At 38.5% G+C, this 20,473-nt stretch carries 20 protein-coding genes, 1 tRNA gene and 1 riboswitch; of the genes, 7 read left to right on the top strand and 14 right to left on the bottom strand.

Going from position 1 to position 20,473, the window contains the following annotated elements; genetic code table 11:
• Positions 1 to 73: 73 nt before the first annotated feature.
• From B5X76_RS05000 to B5X76_RS05030, 7 genes are all read right to left on the bottom strand, one after another.
• The gene (locus tag B5X76_RS05000) at positions 74 to 880 is read right to left on the bottom strand and encodes a hypothetical protein (RefSeq protein ID WP_139375211.1); all 807 of its coding nucleotides are present in this window, start codon (positions 878 to 880) and stop codon (positions 74 to 76) included.
• A 78-nt stretch (positions 881 to 958) separates the two neighbouring features.
• Complete coding sequence (locus tag B5X76_RS05005; RefSeq protein ID WP_079641825.1) at positions 959 to 1,837, bottom strand: sugar phosphate isomerase/epimerase family protein; 879 nt, start codon at positions 1,835 to 1,837, stop codon at positions 959 to 961.
• 96 nt (positions 1,838 to 1,933) lie between these two features.
• Positions 1,934 to 2,668, bottom strand: a complete 735-nt coding sequence (locus tag B5X76_RS05010) for a (Fe-S)-binding protein (protein WP_079641827.1) — start codon at positions 2,666 to 2,668, stop codon at positions 1,934 to 1,936.
• Positions 2,661 to 3,983: an MFS transporter gene (locus B5X76_RS05015; RefSeq protein ID WP_079641829.1), complete on the bottom strand. Its 1,323-nt coding sequence runs from the start codon at positions 3,981 to 3,983 to the stop codon at positions 2,661 to 2,663. Before B5X76_RS05015 ends, B5X76_RS05010 begins: the two co-directional genes overlap by 8 nt.
• 41 nt (positions 3,984 to 4,024) lie before the next feature.
• Complete coding sequence (locus B5X76_RS05020; RefSeq protein ID WP_079641831.1) at positions 4,025 to 5,344, bottom strand: D-alanyl-D-alanine carboxypeptidase/D-alanyl-D-alanine-endopeptidase; 1,320 nt, start codon at positions 5,342 to 5,344, stop codon at positions 4,025 to 4,027.
• Positions 5,345 to 5,504: 160 nt separating this feature from the next.
• Positions 5,505 to 6,953, bottom strand: coding sequence for a dicarboxylate/amino acid:cation symporter (locus tag B5X76_RS05025; RefSeq protein ID WP_079641833.1), 1,449 nt, complete (start codon positions 6,951 to 6,953; stop codon positions 5,505 to 5,507).
• A gap of 147 nt (positions 6,954 to 7,100) precedes the next feature.
• Positions 7,101 to 7,451, bottom strand: a complete 351-nt coding sequence (locus tag B5X76_RS05030) for a 4Fe-4S dicluster domain-containing protein (protein WP_079641835.1) — start codon at positions 7,449 to 7,451, stop codon at positions 7,101 to 7,103.
• Positions 7,452 to 7,615: 164 nt separating this feature from the next.
• On the opposite strand from B5X76_RS05030, the gene B5X76_RS05035 reads away from it, so the two are divergent.
• From B5X76_RS05035 to dnaJ, 5 genes are all read left to right on the top strand, one after another.
• Entirely contained in the window at positions 7,616 to 8,629 is a 1,014-nt protein-coding gene (locus B5X76_RS05035) for an acyl-CoA reductase (protein ID WP_079641837.1), read from the top strand.
• A gap of 35 nt (positions 8,630 to 8,664) precedes the next feature.
• Positions 8,665 to 8,868, top strand: a complete 204-nt coding sequence (locus tag B5X76_RS05040) for a fructose-6-phosphate aldolase (RefSeq protein WP_079641839.1) — start codon at positions 8,665 to 8,667, stop codon at positions 8,866 to 8,868.
• A 2-nt stretch (positions 8,869 to 8,870) separates the two neighbouring features.
• Positions 8,871 to 9,551: a cell division ATP-binding protein FtsE gene (locus B5X76_RS05045; RefSeq protein WP_079641841.1), complete on the top strand. Its 681-nt coding sequence runs from the start codon at positions 8,871 to 8,873 to the stop codon at positions 9,549 to 9,551.
• Between the two features lie 141 nt (positions 9,552 to 9,692).
• Positions 9,693 to 10,217, top strand: a complete 525-nt coding sequence (locus B5X76_RS05050) for a nucleotide exchange factor GrpE (protein WP_079642268.1) — start codon at positions 9,693 to 9,695, stop codon at positions 10,215 to 10,217.
• Positions 10,218 to 10,232: 15 nt separating this feature from the next.
• Entirely contained in the window at positions 10,233 to 11,378 is a 1,146-nt protein-coding gene (gene dnaJ, locus B5X76_RS05055) for a molecular chaperone DnaJ (protein ID WP_079641843.1), read from the top strand.
• A 36-nt stretch (positions 11,379 to 11,414) separates the two neighbouring features.
• Here the strand turns inward: dnaJ and B5X76_RS05060 are convergent, their stop codons facing one another.
• The 4 genes from B5X76_RS05060 to pdxH all read right to left on the bottom strand — a co-directional run bounded on the left by B5X76_RS05060 (position 11,415) and on the right by pdxH (position 15,324).
• Entirely contained in the window at positions 11,415 to 12,794 is a 1,380-nt protein-coding gene (locus B5X76_RS05060) for a PDZ domain-containing protein (RefSeq protein WP_079641845.1), read from the bottom strand.
• Between the two features lie 189 nt (positions 12,795 to 12,983).
• Positions 12,984 to 14,177 carry an NADH-quinone oxidoreductase subunit D gene (locus tag B5X76_RS05065; RefSeq protein WP_079641847.1) on the bottom strand — a complete coding sequence of 398 codons (1,194 nt, stop codon included), beginning with the start codon at positions 14,175 to 14,177 and terminating at the stop codon, positions 12,984 to 12,986.
• 5 nt (positions 14,178 to 14,182) lie between these two features.
• Positions 14,183 to 14,674, bottom strand: coding sequence for an NADH-quinone oxidoreductase subunit C (locus tag B5X76_RS05070; protein WP_079641849.1), 492 nt, complete (start codon positions 14,672 to 14,674; stop codon positions 14,183 to 14,185).
• Positions 14,671 to 15,324 carry a pyridoxamine 5'-phosphate oxidase gene (gene pdxH, locus B5X76_RS05075; protein WP_079641851.1) on the bottom strand — a complete coding sequence of 218 codons (654 nt, stop codon included), beginning with the start codon at positions 15,322 to 15,324 and terminating at the stop codon, positions 14,671 to 14,673. Before pdxH ends, B5X76_RS05070 begins: the two co-directional genes overlap by 4 nt.
• A gap of 217 nt (positions 15,325 to 15,541) precedes the next feature.
• On the opposite strand from pdxH, the gene B5X76_RS05080 reads away from it, so the two are divergent.
• Complete coding sequence (locus tag B5X76_RS05080; RefSeq protein ID WP_079641853.1) at positions 15,542 to 16,105, top strand: YqgE/AlgH family protein; 564 nt, start codon at positions 15,542 to 15,544, stop codon at positions 16,103 to 16,105.
• Between the two features lie 254 nt (positions 16,106 to 16,359).
• Here B5X76_RS05080 and B5X76_RS05085 read toward each other — a convergent pair.
• Together B5X76_RS05085 and htpG are read right to left on the bottom strand one after the other, a co-directional pair.
• A tRNA-His gene (locus B5X76_RS05085) sits at positions 16,360 to 16,433 on the bottom strand.
• 114 nt (positions 16,434 to 16,547) lie between these two features.
• On the bottom strand, positions 16,548 to 18,434 hold the full coding sequence (gene htpG, locus B5X76_RS05090; RefSeq protein WP_079641855.1) for a molecular chaperone HtpG: 1,887 nt from the start codon (positions 18,432 to 18,434) through the stop codon (positions 16,548 to 16,550).
• 408 nt (positions 18,435 to 18,842) lie between these two features.
• Positions 18,843 to 18,937: riboswitch (SAM-I-IV-variant riboswitch) on the top strand.
• A 67-nt stretch (positions 18,938 to 19,004) separates the two neighbouring features.
• On the opposite strand from htpG, the gene B5X76_RS05095 reads away from it, so the two are divergent.
• Positions 19,005 to 19,283 (top strand): hypothetical protein, encoded by a 279-nt coding sequence (locus B5X76_RS05095; RefSeq protein WP_079641857.1) that lies wholly within the window; start codon positions 19,005 to 19,007, stop codon positions 19,281 to 19,283.
• Between the two features lie 40 nt (positions 19,284 to 19,323).
• Here B5X76_RS05095 and B5X76_RS05100 read toward each other — a convergent pair whose 3' ends face one another.
• On the bottom strand, positions 19,324 to 20,442 hold the full coding sequence (locus B5X76_RS05100) for a DUF2891 domain-containing protein (RefSeq protein ID WP_079641859.1): 1,119 nt from the start codon (positions 20,440 to 20,442) through the stop codon (positions 19,324 to 19,326).
• Between the last annotated feature and the right edge of the window lie 31 nt (positions 20,443 to 20,473).

Raw genomic sequence — 20,473 nt, forward strand, 5'->3', positions numbered from 1 at the left:
ATTTTAGTTATAATAAGTAACAAAGAAAACATAATTTCTTAATAAAGTCACATACCCCAATAAAATAGTTACACTACTCCTGCAAACCGCTCTTAAATTTTTTACTCGGTTTACTTGGATCTATATACTTATCTTCATCTCCCCTTTCCGGATTCTGAATTTTAATATCCTTTTTTAAAATCAATTTTCCATTCGCTAGAACATAAGCATCATAAGTCAAATCTGGTCCATAATACTTAAAATTCCCTTTCAAGCTAACATCAGCAGGCACGATGTGATCAAATTCGATACGGCTTTGAGCGGCATCAAATTTCAAATACATAGAAGCCTGTTTGGTATAGGAAAATATTCTCCGGGACAGTTTGGCGTCATCCGAGAATACATGGGCTCCAAAAGTAACCTCCCCATTTGGAGAAAAGTTTAGCACCTCAATTACCTTTTTGGTATAGTCTGCATGATGCCCTTTCCAGCCCAGCAGTGCATACTGTCCCTTCGAGAGCGGCATAATTTGATAATACTGTGCACCATACCAGTCTTTATTCGATATCACATCTTGGTCTGGATTACCTATCTGAAAGGTTTTATCAAGCAATGGAGTGAGCTTTATCGTCCCGGATTTGTGCTGAATAGTACCGTAATAAAGATAAGAACCATCCTGCAATGCAAGATTCCAGGTCATGATCCTAAAAGAATTATCTGGAGAATTGAGGATAGAAACCATCTTCAATTTCTCAAAATTAAAGTAAAAAGAGTTAGGCTCTTTAAGTGCAGACACTAAAGTCTTCACGAACGTAAAATTGCTTTCTATACGTTCGGTTTCTGCGACCTTTCCAACTATTTGCGTAGCAAGATTTAATAAACTATCCTGCCAGGCATTCATTTTTAAGTTATTCTGTCCATACGACAGAAAACAAACAAACAGTAAACCGAGTGATAGAAAGCAATTTCGTAACATATCTTATTGGAAACGCTCTAACAAGGCTTTTGTAGCGATAATACCATCGATCTCATTAAGTCGGCTTCCTTCATATTCAATCCCTACATATCCTTTGTAACCCGCCTTCTTCACGATATCCATCATTTTAGCATAATCTATTCCCTTTTCGTTACCATTATCATCAAAGTCATGCGATTTAGCACTTACCCCTTTGGCATAAGGCATCAAGTCAATAACACCTTGATAACGATCGTACTCATAGAAATTCCCAAAGTCAGGCAATGCTCCACAGTTTTTCTTTCCTACAGTCTTCAACACATCAGACAACCAATCCCCTAGTGAGGAAACGCCACCGTGATTTTCTACAACTACATTAATTTTAGCTTTCTTACCGTAATCAGCCAATGTAGATAAACTTTCGACCATACGGTCTTTCATTTCTTCTTTAGATCCTTTACCAGCGGCATTAACACGTACAGAGGTACAACCCAAGAAGTGAGCAGCATCGATCCATTTATAGTGATTTTCAACAGCTTGCTTACGCTTAGTCTCATCAGCTCCCGCTAATTCACCTTCTCCGTCAATCATAATCAATACATTCTTCACGCCATTGCTTTTAGCACGATCGTTAAGATCCTTTAAGTAAGTCATATCATTAGCTTTATCCTTAAAGAATTGATTCACGTATTCTACCCCATGAATATTAAACTTTTTGGCAGCAAATTCAGGAAAGTCAATATTTTTCAATTCACCTTTATTGATAGTACGGTGCAAAGACCATTCGGCTAGAGAAATGTCAAACCATTTCTTCTTACCTGCAAAAACATCCAAATTGGGAGCTATAGCTAACCCTGCTGTGGCTAACCCCAAAGTTCTAAGGAAATCTCTTCTTGAATTCATTTTTTTATTTGTTTAGATTGGTAATGTAAATTATTATTTCATTGTCCGTAAGTTGACGGATCCGTTTGTCTCTAAAGTCCGGTCTATCTAGATATTTTATATGTTTGCCCATCCCGAGGTCAATACATCAACAAGATGCATTGTTTTTATCGGGATATGATGTTTATCAATATATGCCTGTAACTGTAATAGACAAGATGCATCAGTAGAAATGATATAATCTGCATTTACAGCTTGCGCATTTTGCACCTTTTGTTCAGCCATAGCCGACGATATACCTTCAAACTTAACAGCAAAAGTACCTCCAAACCCACAGCAAGTTTCCTGATCCCTCATTTCTACCAACTCCAATCCACCTACCTGAGCCAACAGTTTACGAGGTTCTTCTTTAATTCCACATTCCCGTAGCGCCGAACAAGAATCGTGATACACAGCTGTCCCAACTAATTCTGCACCAAAATAATCCCTTTTTAGTACATTAACTAAGAAATCCGAAATTTCGTATACATGACGTTGAATATTTCTACAACGATTATGTTCAATAGAGTTCGTAAACAAGTCGTTATACCCTCCTTTTAGCATACCTACACAGGAAGCAGAAGGTGCAACAATATAATTTTCCTCCGAAAACTTCTTAAGGAAAGAACTTCCTACCTCTTTAGCCTCATCCCAGAAACCAGCATTATAGGCCGGCTGTCCACAACAGGTCTGTTCGGAATTATAAATCACCTCACAACCCGCCCGTTCCAACAATTGCACCGTGCTGAAAGCTGTATCAGGATACAATTGATCTATAAAACAAGGAATAAACAATTCTACTTTCTTACCCATTAGACACTTGTTTTAAAAATGTATTATATTTTAATGCCCGAATCAATAAAAGAAATCCTAGGACAAAGAAGACCGATAACGATAAAGCCGAATACCGGATATTATGCGTCATCTGCTCTATAAAACCAAAAATAAACAAACCGACCACAATCGCCAATTTTTCCGTAATATCATAAAAACTAAAAAATGACGTCGTATCCTCCATATCCTGAGGCAACAGCTTGGAATAGGTCGATCTCGACAAGGATTGTATTCCCCCCATCAAAAGTCCAACCATACATGCCATCCCATAAAACTGTGCTGCATTACTTAAGTAATACGAACCGATACAAATCCCCGCCCAAAGTAAGGTAACTAGCATCAATACTTTAATATTACCTAAATATTTCGCCAAGCTAGACATCAGATAAGCACCGACTATAGCAATCAATTGAATAAGAATAATCGTAATGATCAACGATTCCTGTGCTAGATCTAGTTCTTTTTGGCCGAACATAGTAGCGACCACCATTATTGTCTGTACGCCCACGGAATTAAAAAAATACGCCGGCAAAAATCGTCGAATTCCTTTATTCCCCTTTATCTGTTGCCATACACTCGCGAATTCTGATCGTACTCTCTTACGCAATCCTTTTCCAAAAGCATGTTCTGAGGGGTGATTATTAGGCAATCGCCGAAAAGGGATTAACGAAAACCCCAGCCACCATAGCCCAACCAATAAAAAAGACAGACGAGCAGGAAAAGATTTATCCACTATTCCAAACCATTCCGGTTTAAGGACAAACACAAAGCAAATCACCTGAATAGTCACACAGCCTACATATCCATAGGCAAATCCCTTTGCACTTACCGCATCCTGTTGATCTGGGGTAGCGATCACCGGAAGATAAGAGTTGTTGATAGCCACTCCTCCTATATAGCCCATAGCAGCCAAGGTAAAACAGATGATGCCCAGTTCTAAGGTATCCAGTTTAAAAAAGAACAAGCCCATACACGCAAATGCACCCAAATACGTGAAAGTCTTCATCACCTGCATCTTTCGGCCATTTGCATCCGCGTGAGCTGAAAGAAAAGGAAGAGCCAATACCATCGTAAGATACGCAAATGCTAATGCATAATTGGACAAAACAGTGTTAATGACCTCAAATCCAAAAAAATTAACCCAATCATCTTCCCCTGACTTAGAGCTTGTGATAGCGATATAATAAATCGGAAATATAGTGGATGTAATAACAAGATTATAAGCCGAATTGGCCCAATCAAACATAGCCCAGGAACGAATTAACTTTTTGTCATTCTTTTTATAATCTTGCATATTAAAAATTGATTAGCGAATATACCAATTGTTAAGACATATTAATAATTCTGTCGGATAAAGGTCATGATACGAACCATCTCTTTACGAACGGAAGATGTCGCGGTCATAAAATTATTATTCAGGAAAGAAAAAGCGTAATGACGTCCTGTTCGGGTCACGATATACCCAGACTGGCAATGCACGGAATGTATAGTTCCCGTTTTAGCCCACACAAAAGGCACCCCTTGATCCAACGCATAAGCATTTCTTAGTGTGCCATCCACGCCTCCTGCCGGAAAAAAGAGATATCGTTGACTTTCATCGGGGATCAAATCCCTAATTCCCAACAGTACTTCAATCATACTTCGGGGAGACACCCGATTATAGGTCGATAATCCGCTTCCGTCCCTTAGCTCAATACTATCCAGGAATCTACTGTAATATTCCTTCTGAACCTCAGAACGTAACGAATCTGTATAAAACCCTTTAAAACGAATATCGGAAGCTATCATAGTAAGATGTTCGGCCAGAAAATTATCGCTAGGTAACATCATCTCCCGCAACACGGTATTGCGAGGTGCAGAATACAAGGTCTTGACAACCTCTGGCTTGGCATAATTAGTCAAAGTATAAACTTCCCTATGCAAGGTATCCTGCAAGAGGCTTACCAATAGGCTATCCGACCAGATAAAGGGCTTACTAACACGGTATCCCGACGGTACATTCAAATTAGTTAGATCAAACTGATTCGAATGAAACGCTCGTTTTACCGTAAAGTATTTACTAGGCTTCTCACTTATTCCGATCATTCGATCAAAATATTTCGGACTTGCTACAACTCCTTTACCACTGGATTTAAATCGGGCTAAATTGCCATAAATCGGAAATGTAGATACCTCTGGTTGATAATCATAAGCATAATCCTCCATAGACCAACCTTCTCGGTATGCAGGCTCTGAAGTGTATTGCGGAACGTAAAACAATTTTCTATCCGAAAATCGCAGGAAATCGTAGACTTTTCTAGTATCTAATTTTGGGTGTAAAAACGTAGGATCACCAGTCCCCCAGAAAATAAGCGAATCTCCTCGTTCAATATATTGGATACCAGGGATCGAATCCCCTATGATTTTCAAAGAAGTAAAGAGTGTAAACACTTTTGTATTCGAAGCAGGCACAAAGTGTTGATCCTCTTGCTTACCAAAAACAAATTTATTACTATCCAGATCATAAAGACTGAATCCGAAATGATGCTTAGGTAATACTGGTGATTTCGCAAATTGTTCCTCTAAAATGGAAAAATCCTGTGCATTCACAAGACTTAACGAAAACACAAATAATACAATGAGTTGAATAATAAAACGACACACACAAATTTTCATTGGAGAAAGATATAAAAAAACCCTTATGTATCACAATAATATCTCTTAGAAAAGCGCTACATAAGGGTTATTATATCAAAATTTCTATAAACTACATCTTAGCATCCATCAATTTTTATGCTTTTGATCTCGGTATATTTAATTTCGTTTTTACAAGGAGTTATTCCGATTCCGCTTCTAGAAAATTAGGATTTTTTGAAGCCTCTTCATCAAATTCGCCTTCCCATTTTGCTACAACGACAGTAGCGAGGCAATTACCGATTACATTGACAGAGGTTCTAGCCATGTCCATTAATTCGTCAATACCGAGAATAGCAGCAATAACAAATGTTGGAAGACCAAACTGATCTGCAGTAGCGATCAACACTATCAGCGATGCACGGGGTACTGCTGCCACACCTTTAGAGGTGATCATCAATGTAAACGCGATTAGTAGCTGTTGTCCAAAACTCAAATCAATTCCAGCAGCTTGCGCTACAAATATAGACGCTAACGAAAGATATAGCGAGGTGCCATCCAAATTAAAACTATACCCTGTAGGAATTACAAATGATACAATTTTACGTGGAACACCAAATTTTTCCATATTCTCCATGGCTTTGGGTAAAGCTGCATCCGAACTCGTCGTCGCAAATGCAATAGAAACAGGTTCCTTAATCGCATTTATAAACTGCTTGACCGGAACCTTCAAATACAATGCAATAGGGAATAAAATAAGCAATATAAACACGATTAACGCTATATATAGACTGATCAATAACATAAAGAGGTTTTTCAGAATATCCACACCAAGGTGCCCCACCGTATACGCCATAGCTGCCCCCACACCAATAGGTGCGAAAAGCATCACCAGATTGGTGAATTTAAACATCGCCTCTGCCAGACTTTCGGTAAAGTCTACCAATGGCTTTCGTTTCTTTTCACTCACCATAGCCAGACCTATCCCAAATAATACGCCGAAAATAACAATCTGTAATACCTTATTTTCATAAACAGATTTAACGATATTCTCTGGAAAAGTATCACGGATAAATGCATTAAACTTATATACACCATGTACATTCTCTGAGATATGATCCAATACCTTCTGATCCGCTGCAGCCACAGCAGATGTTGTCGGTAGTTCCTCGTGTGGCATATGTTCAATATCCACACCTACCCCCGCCTTAGTAATATTGATCACTGCCAGACCAATAAAAATCGCACACGTCGTAGCACAGAAAAAGTACAGCATCGATTTCCAAGCCATACGTCCCACCGATTTTAAATCAGAGTGTCCTGCTATACCAAACACTAGTGTAGCAAACAATATGGGACCCACAATTGTCTTTACAAGTTTAATAAACCCCTGACTCAGCGGATGCATAGCTATCGCTAGATTTGGAAAATCCAATCCTACGAATACACCTAATATCAAGCATGTCAGTATCCAAGTGGTCAAATTCTTACGAACTATCGCATTTAAGGTCAACACAGATGCTGTAACCCAGCGAACGCCCATCATAACAACAGGCGAAATACCTAGTAAATCAAATTCGTAAAAAAGGGTGATAATTATTGCTATAGTGACTGTAACTAGCGTTACAAAACCTACATTCTTTTTTGACATCTATATTTTTTTTAGATTACATAATTTATGAATGCAACAAAAATATAAAAATAGCTAGGTTTACCAAACATATTTCGGCATAAAACCAACAAAAAAGGTACAACTAAAATAGCTGTACCTTTTATGACACTTGCTCTTTAAAGCTTATTATTCAGCATGCAACCATGCCTTTTTTGCCAATAATTCTTCTTCTGCCTCTACAACGTCTTCGTCTTCCACACAACAATCTACCGGGCATACCGCAGCACATTGAGGCTCATCGTGAAAACCCACACATTCTGTACACTTGTCGGATACGATATAATAAACTTCATCAGAAATCGCGTCCTGTGAAGCACCAGCATCTATCGTAACTCCATCACCAAAGTCAATCACACCTTCTAGCGCCGTACCATCCGAAAATTTCCACGGCACACCTGCATCATATATCGCATTATTTGGGCATTCCGGTTCGCACGCACCGCAGTTAATGCATTCATCTGTAATTTTTATCGCCATTTATAACCTCACAATTATAATAAAAAACTAATTTTGTATGTCAAAGGTAAATATTGGATTAATAACTAGCACTAAAAAAGTAGACAAATTTAGTAGTTTATCCAATTATTTGACATTACAAAGATAAAGTAAAAATTGAACAGAACGATTCTAAATAATATATTTTGACAAAACAAGAAAGGATAGCAGCCTTTGCTAAACTAGGAGAATGGTTGATCCACCCCGATGAGGAGACGACATATTTCATAGCACAGTTACATTCTAAAAACGCATGGTATACGACGGATAACGTTATTCGTCAGATGCGTACAATAGGCAACAACCTGACACAAGAAAAATTAACAAAGTGGATCTCCGTTTATCCAGCCGAGGATTCGTCCAAGACCGTAGGGCTTGTTCTGGCTGGCAATCTGCCTTTAGTAGGATTTCATGATATCCTATCTTGCCTACTGATGGGATTTAGTGTGCAACTAAAAGCTTCTTCCGACGATGCTGGTTTAACACCTTATATCGTCAACAAGTTGATTCAGATATCCCCATCATTCACACAAAAAATAGCTATCGTAGACAAACTCTCCGACTTCGATCTAGTGATAGCTACGGGTTCCAATAACTCCGCAAGATACTTTGAATACTACTTTGGACAAAAACCGAATATTATACGCAAAAACAGAAATTCCGTTGCCGTATTAACCGGCGAAGAAAGCCAAGAACAAATAGCAGCTTTGGGTAACGATATCTTTGATTATTTTGGTTTAGGTTGTAGATCTGTATCCAAAATATATGTTCCAAAAGGCTATTCTATCGCTACATTTTTTGAAGCAATCGAACACTTCAGTGGTGTAAAAGATCACTTCAAATACAACAACAACTACGATTATAACAAGTCGATTTATTTAATCAACAAAGACAAACATTATGACAATGGTTTCCTATTGTTGAAAGAAGACATCCATCTTTCTTCACCACTTGCCGTCTTATTTTACGAAGAGTATACCGACATCAAGGAATTAGAGGGACTCCTTAAACAACAAGAAGAAAACATACAATGCGTTGTTTCTCAGCACAAATTAGACATTCCATCTCCACTTTTTCAACTAGGCCAAGGGCAATACCCCGCATTAGACGACTATGCAGATGGCATCGACACCTTGCATTTTTTGGCTCAGCACCAATAATTCTTTAAATTGAAAAAAAAAATTAACTTTGTTTTATGTATGTAATAAAAGTGAAAGGCGTCGCTAAAATCCCCGACTACGTCCAATTGCGAGACGATTCGTTTACTTTATTGGCATACTTCAGAGTGGACAGACCAGACAAATCTCTTGACAAAATCGGATTAGGCGATAAAGCCGAAGAGATTATGAAAATTGTCAACGAACTACCTTTTGGTCAAATTAAGGAAATAGAATTTTAAGAATGACACAAAATACAGTAATCAAATTAAGAAACGTAGATATCTACCAACAAAAGCACCTAGTGTTATCCAATGTTAACCTAGAAATTGCACAAGGAGAGTTTCTTTACTTGATAGGTCAGTCAGGTACTGGAAAGAGTAGTTTATTAAAGATTATCTACGGTGATCTGTACATTTCCAATGGAGAAGGACTCGTCGCTGGTTTTGATTTGAAAAAACTACGCGAACAAGAAGTTCCTTATTTAAGAAGAAAATTAGGCATCGTATTTCAGGATTTTCATCTACTTAACGATCGTACCATAGAAAAAAATCTGGAGTTTGCATTAAAAGCAACTGGCTGGACAGACAAAGGCCTTATCCAAAACCGTATGCTCGATGTTTTGGAGAAAGTAGGTCTTCGTTCGAAGTTAAAGAAAATGCCACACGAACTATCTGGAGGAGAGCAGCAACGTGTCGTAATTGCGCGTGCCTTACTCAATGACCCCGAGATAATCTTAGCTGATGAACCTACTGGTAATCTAGATCCTGCTACTTCCGAAGAGATTGTACTTCTACTACGTGATATTGCATCCTCAGGTACTGCCGTGTTGATGGCTACCCACGATTATCAGATTATCCGTAATATGCCAGCACGCATCATCAAGACAGAAGATGGTGCCATGCATGACAATGTAAGCATTTAAGAAGACTGACAAAATCAAACATAATCCGACACTTTGGACGTATTTATCACAAAATACTGACAAGGTGTCGGATATTTTATAATGGCAAAATTTTTGAATATTATACGCAAGCTATTGAAGCACATAAAAAATAGGGTGATGATAAACGAACAAGAACATATTCAAGACGAAAACTTAGCACAAGACAATACAGCCCAAAATGAAGCTGAAGAACTATCTATTGAAGAATCTCTAACCAACCAACTCGCAGAGGCTAACGACAAGTATGCCCGTTTATTTGCCGAGTTTGATAACTATAAAAAGAGAACCTCAAAAGAACGTGTAGAGCTGATACAAACAGCTGGACAAGGGGTTATTTCTAAGCTTTTACCTGTGTTAGATGATTTTGATAGAGCGCTTGCAGCAATGGCTACGGGACAAGATGTTGAAGGGATAAAACAAGGTATCGATTTAGTAAACAATAAATTCAGAAAACTTCTTGAAAACGAAGGTCTCAAAGAAATGGAAACCACAGGACAGCCTTTCGATGCAGACTTCCAAGAAGCTATCACCAGCATCCCTGCTCCATCAGAAGATCTTAAAAATAAAGTGATAGACACTGTAGAAAAAGGATATTTTCTAAATGATAAAGTAATCCGTTTTGCAAAAGTAGTCATAGGACAATAAGAAATAAGAAGAGGAATGTCGAAGAGAGATTATTATGATATACTTGGGGTATCTCGTCAAGCAGATGCAGCAGAGATAAAATCAGCTTACCGCAAACTAGCAATTAAATTTCACCCAGATAAAAACCCTGGGGATAAAGAGGCGGAAGAAAATTTTAAAGAGGCAGCTGAGGCCTATGAAATATTAAGCAACCAAGAGAAAAAGGCACGTTACGATCAATTTGGACATGCTGGTAATTCTGGAGGTTTTGGCGGAGGTGGTGGCATGAATATGGATGACATATTCAGTCAATTCGGGGATATTTTTGGCGGAGGCCATCCATTCGAAAGCTTCTTTGGCGGAGGATCCCGTTCAGGAGGTCGTCGTGTACAAAAGGGTTCCAACCTACGTATCAAAGTAAAATTAACACTTGAAGAGGTAGCAAAAGGCACCGAGAAAAAAGTAAAAGTAAATAAACAAATTGTATGTAATACCTGTGATGGGTCTGGCGCTAAAGACAAGTCTTCTTTCCATACCTGTAACACTTGTGGTGGTTCTGGATCGGTAAGACGTGTTACCAACACCATCTTAGGTCAGATGCAAACGACCAGCACCTGTCCTACCTGTAATGGTGAAGGCGTAGAGATCACCGCTAAGTGTACCACCTGTAAAGGAGAAGGACTAGAGCGTGGTGAAGAAACTATCGCAATAAATATCCCTGCAGGAGTCAGTGAGGGCATGCAGCTATCTATGACTGGAAAAGGTAATGCTGCGCCAAGGGGAGGAATCGCTGGAGACCTCATCATTCTTGTGGAAGAGGTTCCACATGAATCCCTCAAACGAGATGGAATAAATGTAATCTATGATTTGTACATCAACTTTGCTGATGCGGCATTGGGTACGAGTGTAGAAGTGCCTACTATCGATGGCAAAGCCAAGATAAAGATTGATCCAGGAACTCAGGGAGGAAAAATACTAAGACTTAAAGGAAAAGGTATTCCAGAAGTGAACTCATACCATAAAGGAGATCAATTAATCTACATTAATATCTGGACACCGAAAGCCGTGTCTTCAGAAGAACGTGAGCTTTTAGAAAGACTTAAAGGCTCCGCTAACTTTAAACCTCAACCGGGTAAAAGTGAAAAATCGTTCTTCGAGCGGATAAAAGAATATTTCGAATAAAAACGATAATAAGGGCTGTAAAAATACAGCCCTTATTTAATTTAAAGGGATTGGATCTACAAGTTTAAACTTAAACTTTACGGTCTCCTCTCCACGTTTTACCTCGAGATTTACAGCATATTGATCTCGAGCTTGCAACTTCTCCTTAATACCCTCCAAAGTCATTTTGCCTGCATATTTACCATTTACCTTATAGATAGTATCTCCTACCTTTACACCTGCCAAAAAGGCCGGCGAACCGATTCGCACGTGATGTATTACGTAGGCAGGTACCAACTCAATTTGATACATCACATCATTACCTAAATTGATAGTCGTTCCCTGATCCGATGTGCTACTCAAAGGCTTATTCCCAACCCTACTTCTCAACCAAGAGAATCCCGAATGTCTGACCTCCAGCCCACTCATATCAATATTAAAAGGTTCGTTATACATTTTATTTTTACGGAGATACATGACACTATCGGCATAATTAAAAATAACATCAAATCGAGCCATAATCTGATTACCTACTGAACCAACCCTTCGTTCTATCAGTCTACGACTAATATAAGAATTGGTATCAGGATAAGATACAAACAATCGCTTAAACTGCCACCCTGCTATAGTTATTCCTTCGATCCGATTTCGCTTACCATAAATATTACCGTTAAATCCCTGTCCCAAAAACTCATAGACATAAGGTGAAGTTATCACATAATCATTCAGTACAGACGGAAAAATCATCAATGGGTCAGAATTTCCCAAGTCAACTAGCATTCTTGATGCTTCAAAGTTCTTACCAGCGACCTGTATGTTTATATCTACGAATGGTCTATCCTTCACGATGTCGAGCTTAACAGGCGTATACTTCCTCACTAGGTCTTCTATCTCCTCCGAAGATTTAAAGACATGTAGTCTCTTCTTAATGTAATCTATACGCACTATATGATTCTGAAAAAAGTTACTGCCTAAAATTCCGTGAATAGGCACCCCGATATTTTTTGAAAGATTAATAGTACTATCCACAATAACATAGAGGTCATGTGTATAATCGACAAGGGCAGAATCCCCCACGACAAGTACATTATCCAAAGACAACAATCCTTCAATTCCCTTATCTACCCCTAATCCTTGAAAATTATAAGAAGATACATTTTTCAAAATAACGGAATCCACCGCCCCAAATAACATTGTCTCCTTAACACCAGTATCCAAAATAAAAGTCAACTCCTCCCCATTCAAGTGTACAGGTAACATGATAATATGGTTTACAATATCAATAGGAATTACGACACTGCTAGCATCCTCCTTAAAAGCCCAATGTTGCGCATACAGCTCGGCAAATGATTGCGATAAGATCAATACCGACCCTACAAAAAATCGAATGAAACAGAAATTAGCCCAAGGAACAGGAAAATTCAAGTTTATACGCATTGGCTCTTATTTTACACCTAAACTTAAGTAAAAACTGGCATTCAAAAAAGTCAAACAATAAAAAAGCCTGCATCCGGGCGGATGCAGACTTCCTATTAACCAATTATAAACTTAAATTATGAGAACACAAATATAAGGACTTATGTTTAAACTCCAAATATTTTTTGCATTTTCATGCATTTTCTTTCGTTATCTATCAACCTCTCCCAACACAATATCGATAGAACCAAGAATAGCAATCAGATCGGTAATCAGAACCCCTTTACCGAGCTCTGGCAAAACAGAAAGATTATTAAAACTGGGCCCTCTAGCCTTTAAACGCAAAGGAACATCTGTTTTCTCCTTGGTTTCAAAATAGAACCCAAGTTCACCTTTCGGGTTTTCGGCACGAACATAATAGCTTTGTGCTTTCATTGTTGCTTTCTTGGGTACCATAGCTCGTGGATCAAACTCAGGCAAACGCGCAAAGTCTGACATCAATCGTGCAAGACACTGCTCAATAATCTTAACAGATTGATAGATTTCATCCACACGCACTTTATACCTGTCCCATGAATCCCCTACACTACCCATACTTCCCTTACCTACGGGAATATCAAAATCCAACTCCGGATACACTGAATAAGCATCCACACGTCTAAGATCCCATTTTATTCCACTAGCACGCAACATAGGTCCCGAACACCCGTAATTAATAGCCACATCAGCTGGCAGCACGCCTATATTAGCCGTACGTGAGATAAAGATTTGATTGGTTGACAACAGCTCGTCCAACTCCACCAATTTGGGTTTAAAGTAATCAACAAATTCTTTACAGCGCTGTTCAAAACCTACAGGCAGATCATAGAACAGCCCCCCCACCCAGATATAATTATACAACATCCTCGACCCCGAAGCCCATTCGAGCATATTCATAATATGCTCTCTATCTCTGAAACACCACATAAAGGGTGTGAAAGCCCCAATATCAATCCCATATGTACCGATTGCTATCAAGTGAGATGCGATTCTATTCAACTCACAAACAAGGACACGAATATATTCCACCCTTTTGGGAATTTTATCGTCAATACCTAGCATACGTTCGACCCCCATCACAAATGCATGGCTATTATTCATCGATGCTAAATAATCCAATCGATCCGTAAACGGGATACTTTTGCCATAATTCATTGATTCCGCATGCTTATCAAAACAGCGGTGCAAATACCCCAAATGTGGAATCACATCTTTTACAAGCTCTCCATCAGTGACAAGTTCCAATCGCAATACCCCATGAGTAGAGGGGTGTTGGGGGCCCATATTAATAATCATCTCCGTCGAACCGATTTGCTGTATTCTTTCCAAATACCTTTCGTAACCTTGATTATACTTTGTATGCATGTAATCTAATTCTTAATAGGAATACCGTGATAGCTTTCTGGATCTTCGTAATCTTTACGTAATGGAAATCCCTCCCAATCATCCGGCAATAAAATACGTCTTAGATCCGGGTGACCTGAAAAATAAATCCCCATAAGATCAAAAGCCTCGCGTTCGTGCCAGTCGGCGGTACGCCAAATAGAACTCACTGAAGGAATCTCTGGTAGTTCCTCTACATTTCGACCATGCTCCACCTCTACGCGCAATGTTAACTGCAGCTGGAATGGAATAGAGCTTAGATTGTAAACTACGGCAAACTTGGACTCTGGAAAATAATCAATTGCGGTTATATTAGCCAAAAAGTCAAAATACAACTTTGGGTGATCTCTCAACCAAAGACATACTTCATGTAGCTTTTCAACTCTTACGATTAGTGTATCTTGAAGCCCTGTATACGTTATTTGGACAACATCTGGGCCAAATACTTGGTCTATTTCTGTTTTGATTTGTTGGATCATGGTGCCAATCTATTAATAACCCAGTTATCCCCTTCTAAAAAATAAACAATGCGATCATGCAACCTAGAACTTCTTCCTTGCCAAAACTCCATCCGCACCGGCTTGACTAAATAACCTCCCCAAAAAAGAGGCCGATCGACCTTTTCAGATTTTGCAAATTGTTGTTCGTAAAAGTTTACGCGTTGTTCCAAAAAATCCCGATCAGGGATAATTTGACTTTGAGGAGAAGCCCAAGCTCCTATCCGGCTTCCTTTTGGTCGCGAAGCAAAATATTCGTCAGAATCCTCCTCACATATACGCTCTACCAAACCTTCTATCCGGACTTGCCGTTGTAATTCAGGCCAGAAAAATAAAAGACCGACTTTTGCACAGCGCGCCATATCTAATCCTTTCTGACTCTCATAATTTGTAAAAAAACTCAAGCCATCTACCTTAATATCTTTCAACAAGACAATTCTTGACGAAGGAAATCCCTCTTCACTGATTGTGGATAATGTCATTGCATTCGGCTCTATTACTTTGGCAAGCATAGCCTGTTCAAACCACTGCGTAAATTGCTGCAGCGGTTCAGCACTAACCTGTCTTTCGGAAAGAGAGTCCTTGACATAATCTTCTCGAATCGCTGCAATATTTTTATGATCGATAGCCATAGGTTATATTTTGTTTCTCCCACAAACTTACTAAATGCAATACAAAAGATTGTCATCTTTCCCCCCTTTTTCAATCCTGGACCTTACAATATCGACCTTTTTTATAGATTTTATCCTTACAACTCAAAATTGGCTCCAATAAGAAGAAGTCCGTAAAGTACGATTGTAAATAAAGACAATTTTTTCTAAGTTTATAGTACAATAAATACGACACACAATGTTCAATCAAAATATCCCCAAACAAGGAAGTCTATTGATTTCAGAACCTTTCATCCTGGATCCTAATTTCGAACGTTCTGTCGTGGTATTATGTGAACACAATCAAGAGGGAACCGTAGGCTTAGTATTAAATCACCTTTCCAATGTAATACTATCGGATATTATAGCCGATGTAACGAGTGATGAATTTCCTGTTTATATTGGTGGCCCTGTGCAAAATGATGCTTTATTTTTTCTGCATTGCGTACCACAAAAGATAAGTGGAGGCACAGCAATAGGCGCAGACCTCTTTTGGGGCGGTGATCTGGAGCAGGTTTTAGAATTAATCGATAATCGCCTGATATATCCACAGGAAATAAAATTTTTCTTAGGTTATTCCGGCTGGTCCCCCGATCAATTGACAGAAGAGATACGACAAAACTCTTGGGCAGTACACAATTCGTTCGAACCAGAACTCACATTTCTATCGGATGGGGAAGCGCTGTGGAAACAGGCTTTAATAAGCCTTGGGCCTAAGTATGCGCATGTCGCCAATTTTCCGAAAAGTCCATATTTGAATTGAAACCGTCCTTAAACACTCTGTGCAAACTGCTAATAAGTAACACCTGAACATACAGTATCCACAAGTTGTATCAATAGTACCACAACTCGAGCTGATAACCATTAAAATAACATCACTTTAGACCTGGTTTATCTAAGAAACCAACGACAAGAAACAATTAGCAGATTTAACAAACCACGCAGTAATTTGTTTGGTAAAACCTGTAAATCAAGACATAAAAAAAGCCTCTCATTACTGAGAAGCCTTTAGAAGCGGGTAAGTAATCGGGCTCGAACCGACGACCCCTAGAACCACAATCTAGTGCTCTAACCAACTGAGCTATACCTACCGTGTTTGTGATACAAAAGTAGGTTTTTAATTCATATAGTGCAAATATTTTTAACAAAAAATCCTCATTGCATAATAACACAATGAGGATTAAGTGATTATTTTTTTATAATGCTTAAATCATCTCTACGCTTCGCTTCACAAATGATGTTAAATCAGCTCCAGTCAGTAATCCTCGCGATAATAAGGCTAAATCAAAAGCTTGTTTAGCTAATTTTTCACCTTCTTTCTCATCACTTTCTAAGATACGTTTTACCAAAGGATGATTACCATTTACACTAACTTTATAATTGTCCGGAATACTACCATAAAAACCCATTCCACCACCGGTCTTCGCCATATCTTTCATCCGACGCATAAACTCGTCTAGAGTTACCGATACAGGAAGCTCTTCAGCTTTCAACGCTTCTATCTGGACATTCATATCTTGGCGATTGATTGCTTTTTGAAACACATCAGTTGCTTTTTTACTTTCCTCTTCGTTCAATACCAATTCGATCTTTTCGTCTTTCTGAATTAACTTATCGATGACATCTGAATCAACACGTTTCAGTTGAACTTTTTCTCCGCCTTTCTGTTCTAAATAAGAAGTAATATGCGTATCTAACGGACCATCTAAAACCAAGATATCATATCCTTTAGCAGCAGCCGTAGTGATGAAACCATCTTGTTGTGCCACATCCGAGCTATATAGATATACGATATTACCATCTTTATCCACTTGAATATCTTTTACCTTTTCATAATATTCTTTCAAGGTGTAACTTTCATTGGATGTATTTTTTAATAGACAAAAATCATTGGCTTTCTCTGCAAACTTTTCATCACTTAACATACCATATTTGATGAAAAGACCTATATCTGTCCATTTCTCTTCAAATCCTTTACGATCCGATTTGAATATTTCCTGCAGCTTATCCGCTACCTTCTTCGTGATATAGTTGTTAATCTTCTTCACATTTCCATCAGCCTGTAGGAACGAACGTGATACATTTAATGGAATATCTGGAGAGTCGATAACACCATGCAACAACATTAAAAACTCAGGGACGATATCCTTAACTTCATCGGTAATAAATACCTGACGCGAGTAAAGTTTGATCTTGTTACGTTGGATTTCTAACTCGTTCTTTATTTTCGGAAAATAAAGGATACCCGTCAAATTGAATGGGTAATCGACGTTTAAATGAATCCAGAATAAAGGCTCATCCATCGACTGTGGGTACAATTCGCGATAAAAAGAAAGATAATCTTCATCTGTTAATTCAGAAGGCGATTTAGTCCAAGCTGGATTCGTATTATTAATAAAGTTATCAACTTCGACAGATTTGTATTTAGGCTTACCCTCTTCATCTTCACCATCTGGTTCGGATGTTGTTTTTGTACCGAAACGAATAGGTACAGGTAAAAACTTGGCATACTTATCCAAGATCTGCTGTAACTTAAACTTATTTAGGAATTCCTCAGAATCCGCATTAATATGTAAAGTAATGTCTGTTCCACGTGTCGTACGTGTACCTTCCGAAATCTCGTATGAAGTACTACCATCGCATGTCCAATGTGCCGGCTCAGCACCATCCTGATAAGACAAAGAGTCAATCTCTACCTTATCTGCAACCATAAATGCCGAATAGAAACCTAAACCAAAACGTCCAATGATTTCATTGGCGTCGTTGGCCTCTTTAAATTTCTCCATGAACTCGGTAGCACCAGAGAAAGCAATCTGGTTGATATATTTTTTGATCTCTTCCGCTGTCATACCAATACCGTTGTCCGATATCGTTATTGTCTTAGCTGCTTCATCAAATTTAATGTCAACGACCAACTCGCCTACTTCACCATTGAACTGCCCTAGTGATGACAGACGTTTGATTTTTTGAGAGGCGTCGACTGCGTTAGACACTAGTTCTCTTAGAAAGATTTCATTATCAGAATATAAAAACTTTTTGATCACCGGAAAAATATTCTCGGTGTGGATCGAGATACTACCCTTTTCTTGCATATGTATTTTACTATTTAACTTTTTAATAACTGCTCAATATATATCAAGGCCTGTTCCAAAATCAATTTTAAGACAGAATGTCAGAATAACCTAAGAAAAACCATTGCAACTCTGCCATTATTATCTCCTTCAATGTACATCCCCATTTCCTTAGGTATAGATTTAAGACAAAAGTATATCTTGTTCTACCTAATTAGGTGATTAACTGAGAAGAAACAGAGGGTTTATAGAGATTTACCTCTATGAACCCTCTACAAAGACTCTATTATGACTCTATAAAATCTCTATTAAAATAGAGATAAGTATACCTAAAGCACCTCTTAATATCCTATGAAGAAATATACAGGTAACAACAAAAGCAGAAAACAACAGTTTTTTTTGCTTTTATGAAAAAAGTCTATTAGTTTTGTAGCGTATTCAGAATTGCAAAAAGCAATACCAACCGAGTGTAGTCACCGCGGTGGTAAAATAATACGGGTTCAAAGCCAAAATAAACGTCATGAAAAACGCTTATTTTTCCCAAAGACTTCTGGATACAATTTATGGTTTAACACTTAAATTTTAAATTGTATGTCTACAACACGTTCATTCTATCAGCATTTATTGGAAAAATTCTCCAGCTATTCTACAGAAGAGCTTATCCAGCTCAATAATGAGACGGTGCAAAACCAAGGCTGGGGCTCATCAAGAGCCACATTTCGAACAGCAATCATAGCTGCTTTCTCTAAAAAAGGGATTGATTTATCTCATATTGTGACCAAGAACGACGGCTTTACCAGTATCTCATCGGTACCAGTAAAACTGGTCGAAAACACATTAATCCCGATCAGTTATGATTTAAAATCGTAACTGATCGGGATTAACGTGTTTTATTTAACAAATGTTTAAGTTAATGGGCGTGTGCTATCGCATAAAGTGCAAAAGTACCGAGCCAATGTGATCCCATATAATCATCTTGAGCCGATAGGTTGGGCAATGAGTAAGCAATATGCTCATTGGCTATTTTTTTTAGGTGCGATAGTTGAGGGATAGCCTTAGCAATCCCGTACAAGCAAGCAGCACGGCTATAATTCAATCCATCTAAGTGAACCAACTTGCCATCAGTGCGATCCTTCACCACTGCTGGTGAAAGTGAAAAGTTGACTTCAAACAGATCCGGCATAAATTTTTTCAGCCAATCGCTATATGATGTTTCGTCAAGGATCTTACTCATCAAATACGCTTCCTCCAGACAAGGTGATAAAAAGTCATAACCACTCGGTTCGTAGCCTAGATTACAATTGACATCTTTTACAAAAAGACGAGTACCATGTTCTTTCAGTAAAGATTCAAAGGCCCTGTCTCCTACCGAACGCGCATAATCCAATGATAGTGACAAGCCAAAAGCGGAATTATCATGTTGTCCAGCACGGATGGGATACACCAATTTAGGCAGATATTCTTTATACCTTACCACCAATAGATCCACTAGAGGCTGTAAATTTGATTTCCACCGCTGTGCATCGGTATCATCCTTCCATTGCGATAAACTTTCCTGAAGTTTGAACAACCAGGCCCAGCCATAGGTACGTTCAAAACTGGTATTATTCTTATCATTAAAAAAAGCAAGCTCTACGGCTACATTCTCTGGAGTAATATGTTGGTTCAAAATAGAACGGATTTTCCCTTCTTTATCCAGATCCGGATATTTCTGCAGGAGTTCAACAATAGACCAATAGCCGTGTACAGAGGAATGCCAGTCAAAACAACCATAGAATATTGGACGTAATTGCTTTGGAGACTTCAAATCTTCACTTGACCCCAACACCTGTCCCAACTTATTGGGATACTCTACCTCAAGACAGTGAATAGGCAGTGAAAAAATCTGAGCAGCCTGTTCTTTAGTCAGACTAATTTGTGGCACCTCCTCTTTCGTATTCGTTGATTCCTTCATTGCAGTGTTATTACTACAATTAGAAAAAGAAATACTGCAGACAAGAGCTAAAGGGATCCATAGTTTGATTTGCATTTCGTATTTTTATTTAGCTTTAATAGATTGT

The organism is Sphingobacterium nematocida (genome assembly GCF_900168125.1).
In the GTDB taxonomy this organism is placed as follows: Bacteria; Bacteroidota; Bacteroidia; order Sphingobacteriales; family Sphingobacteriaceae; genus Sphingobacterium; species Sphingobacterium nematocida.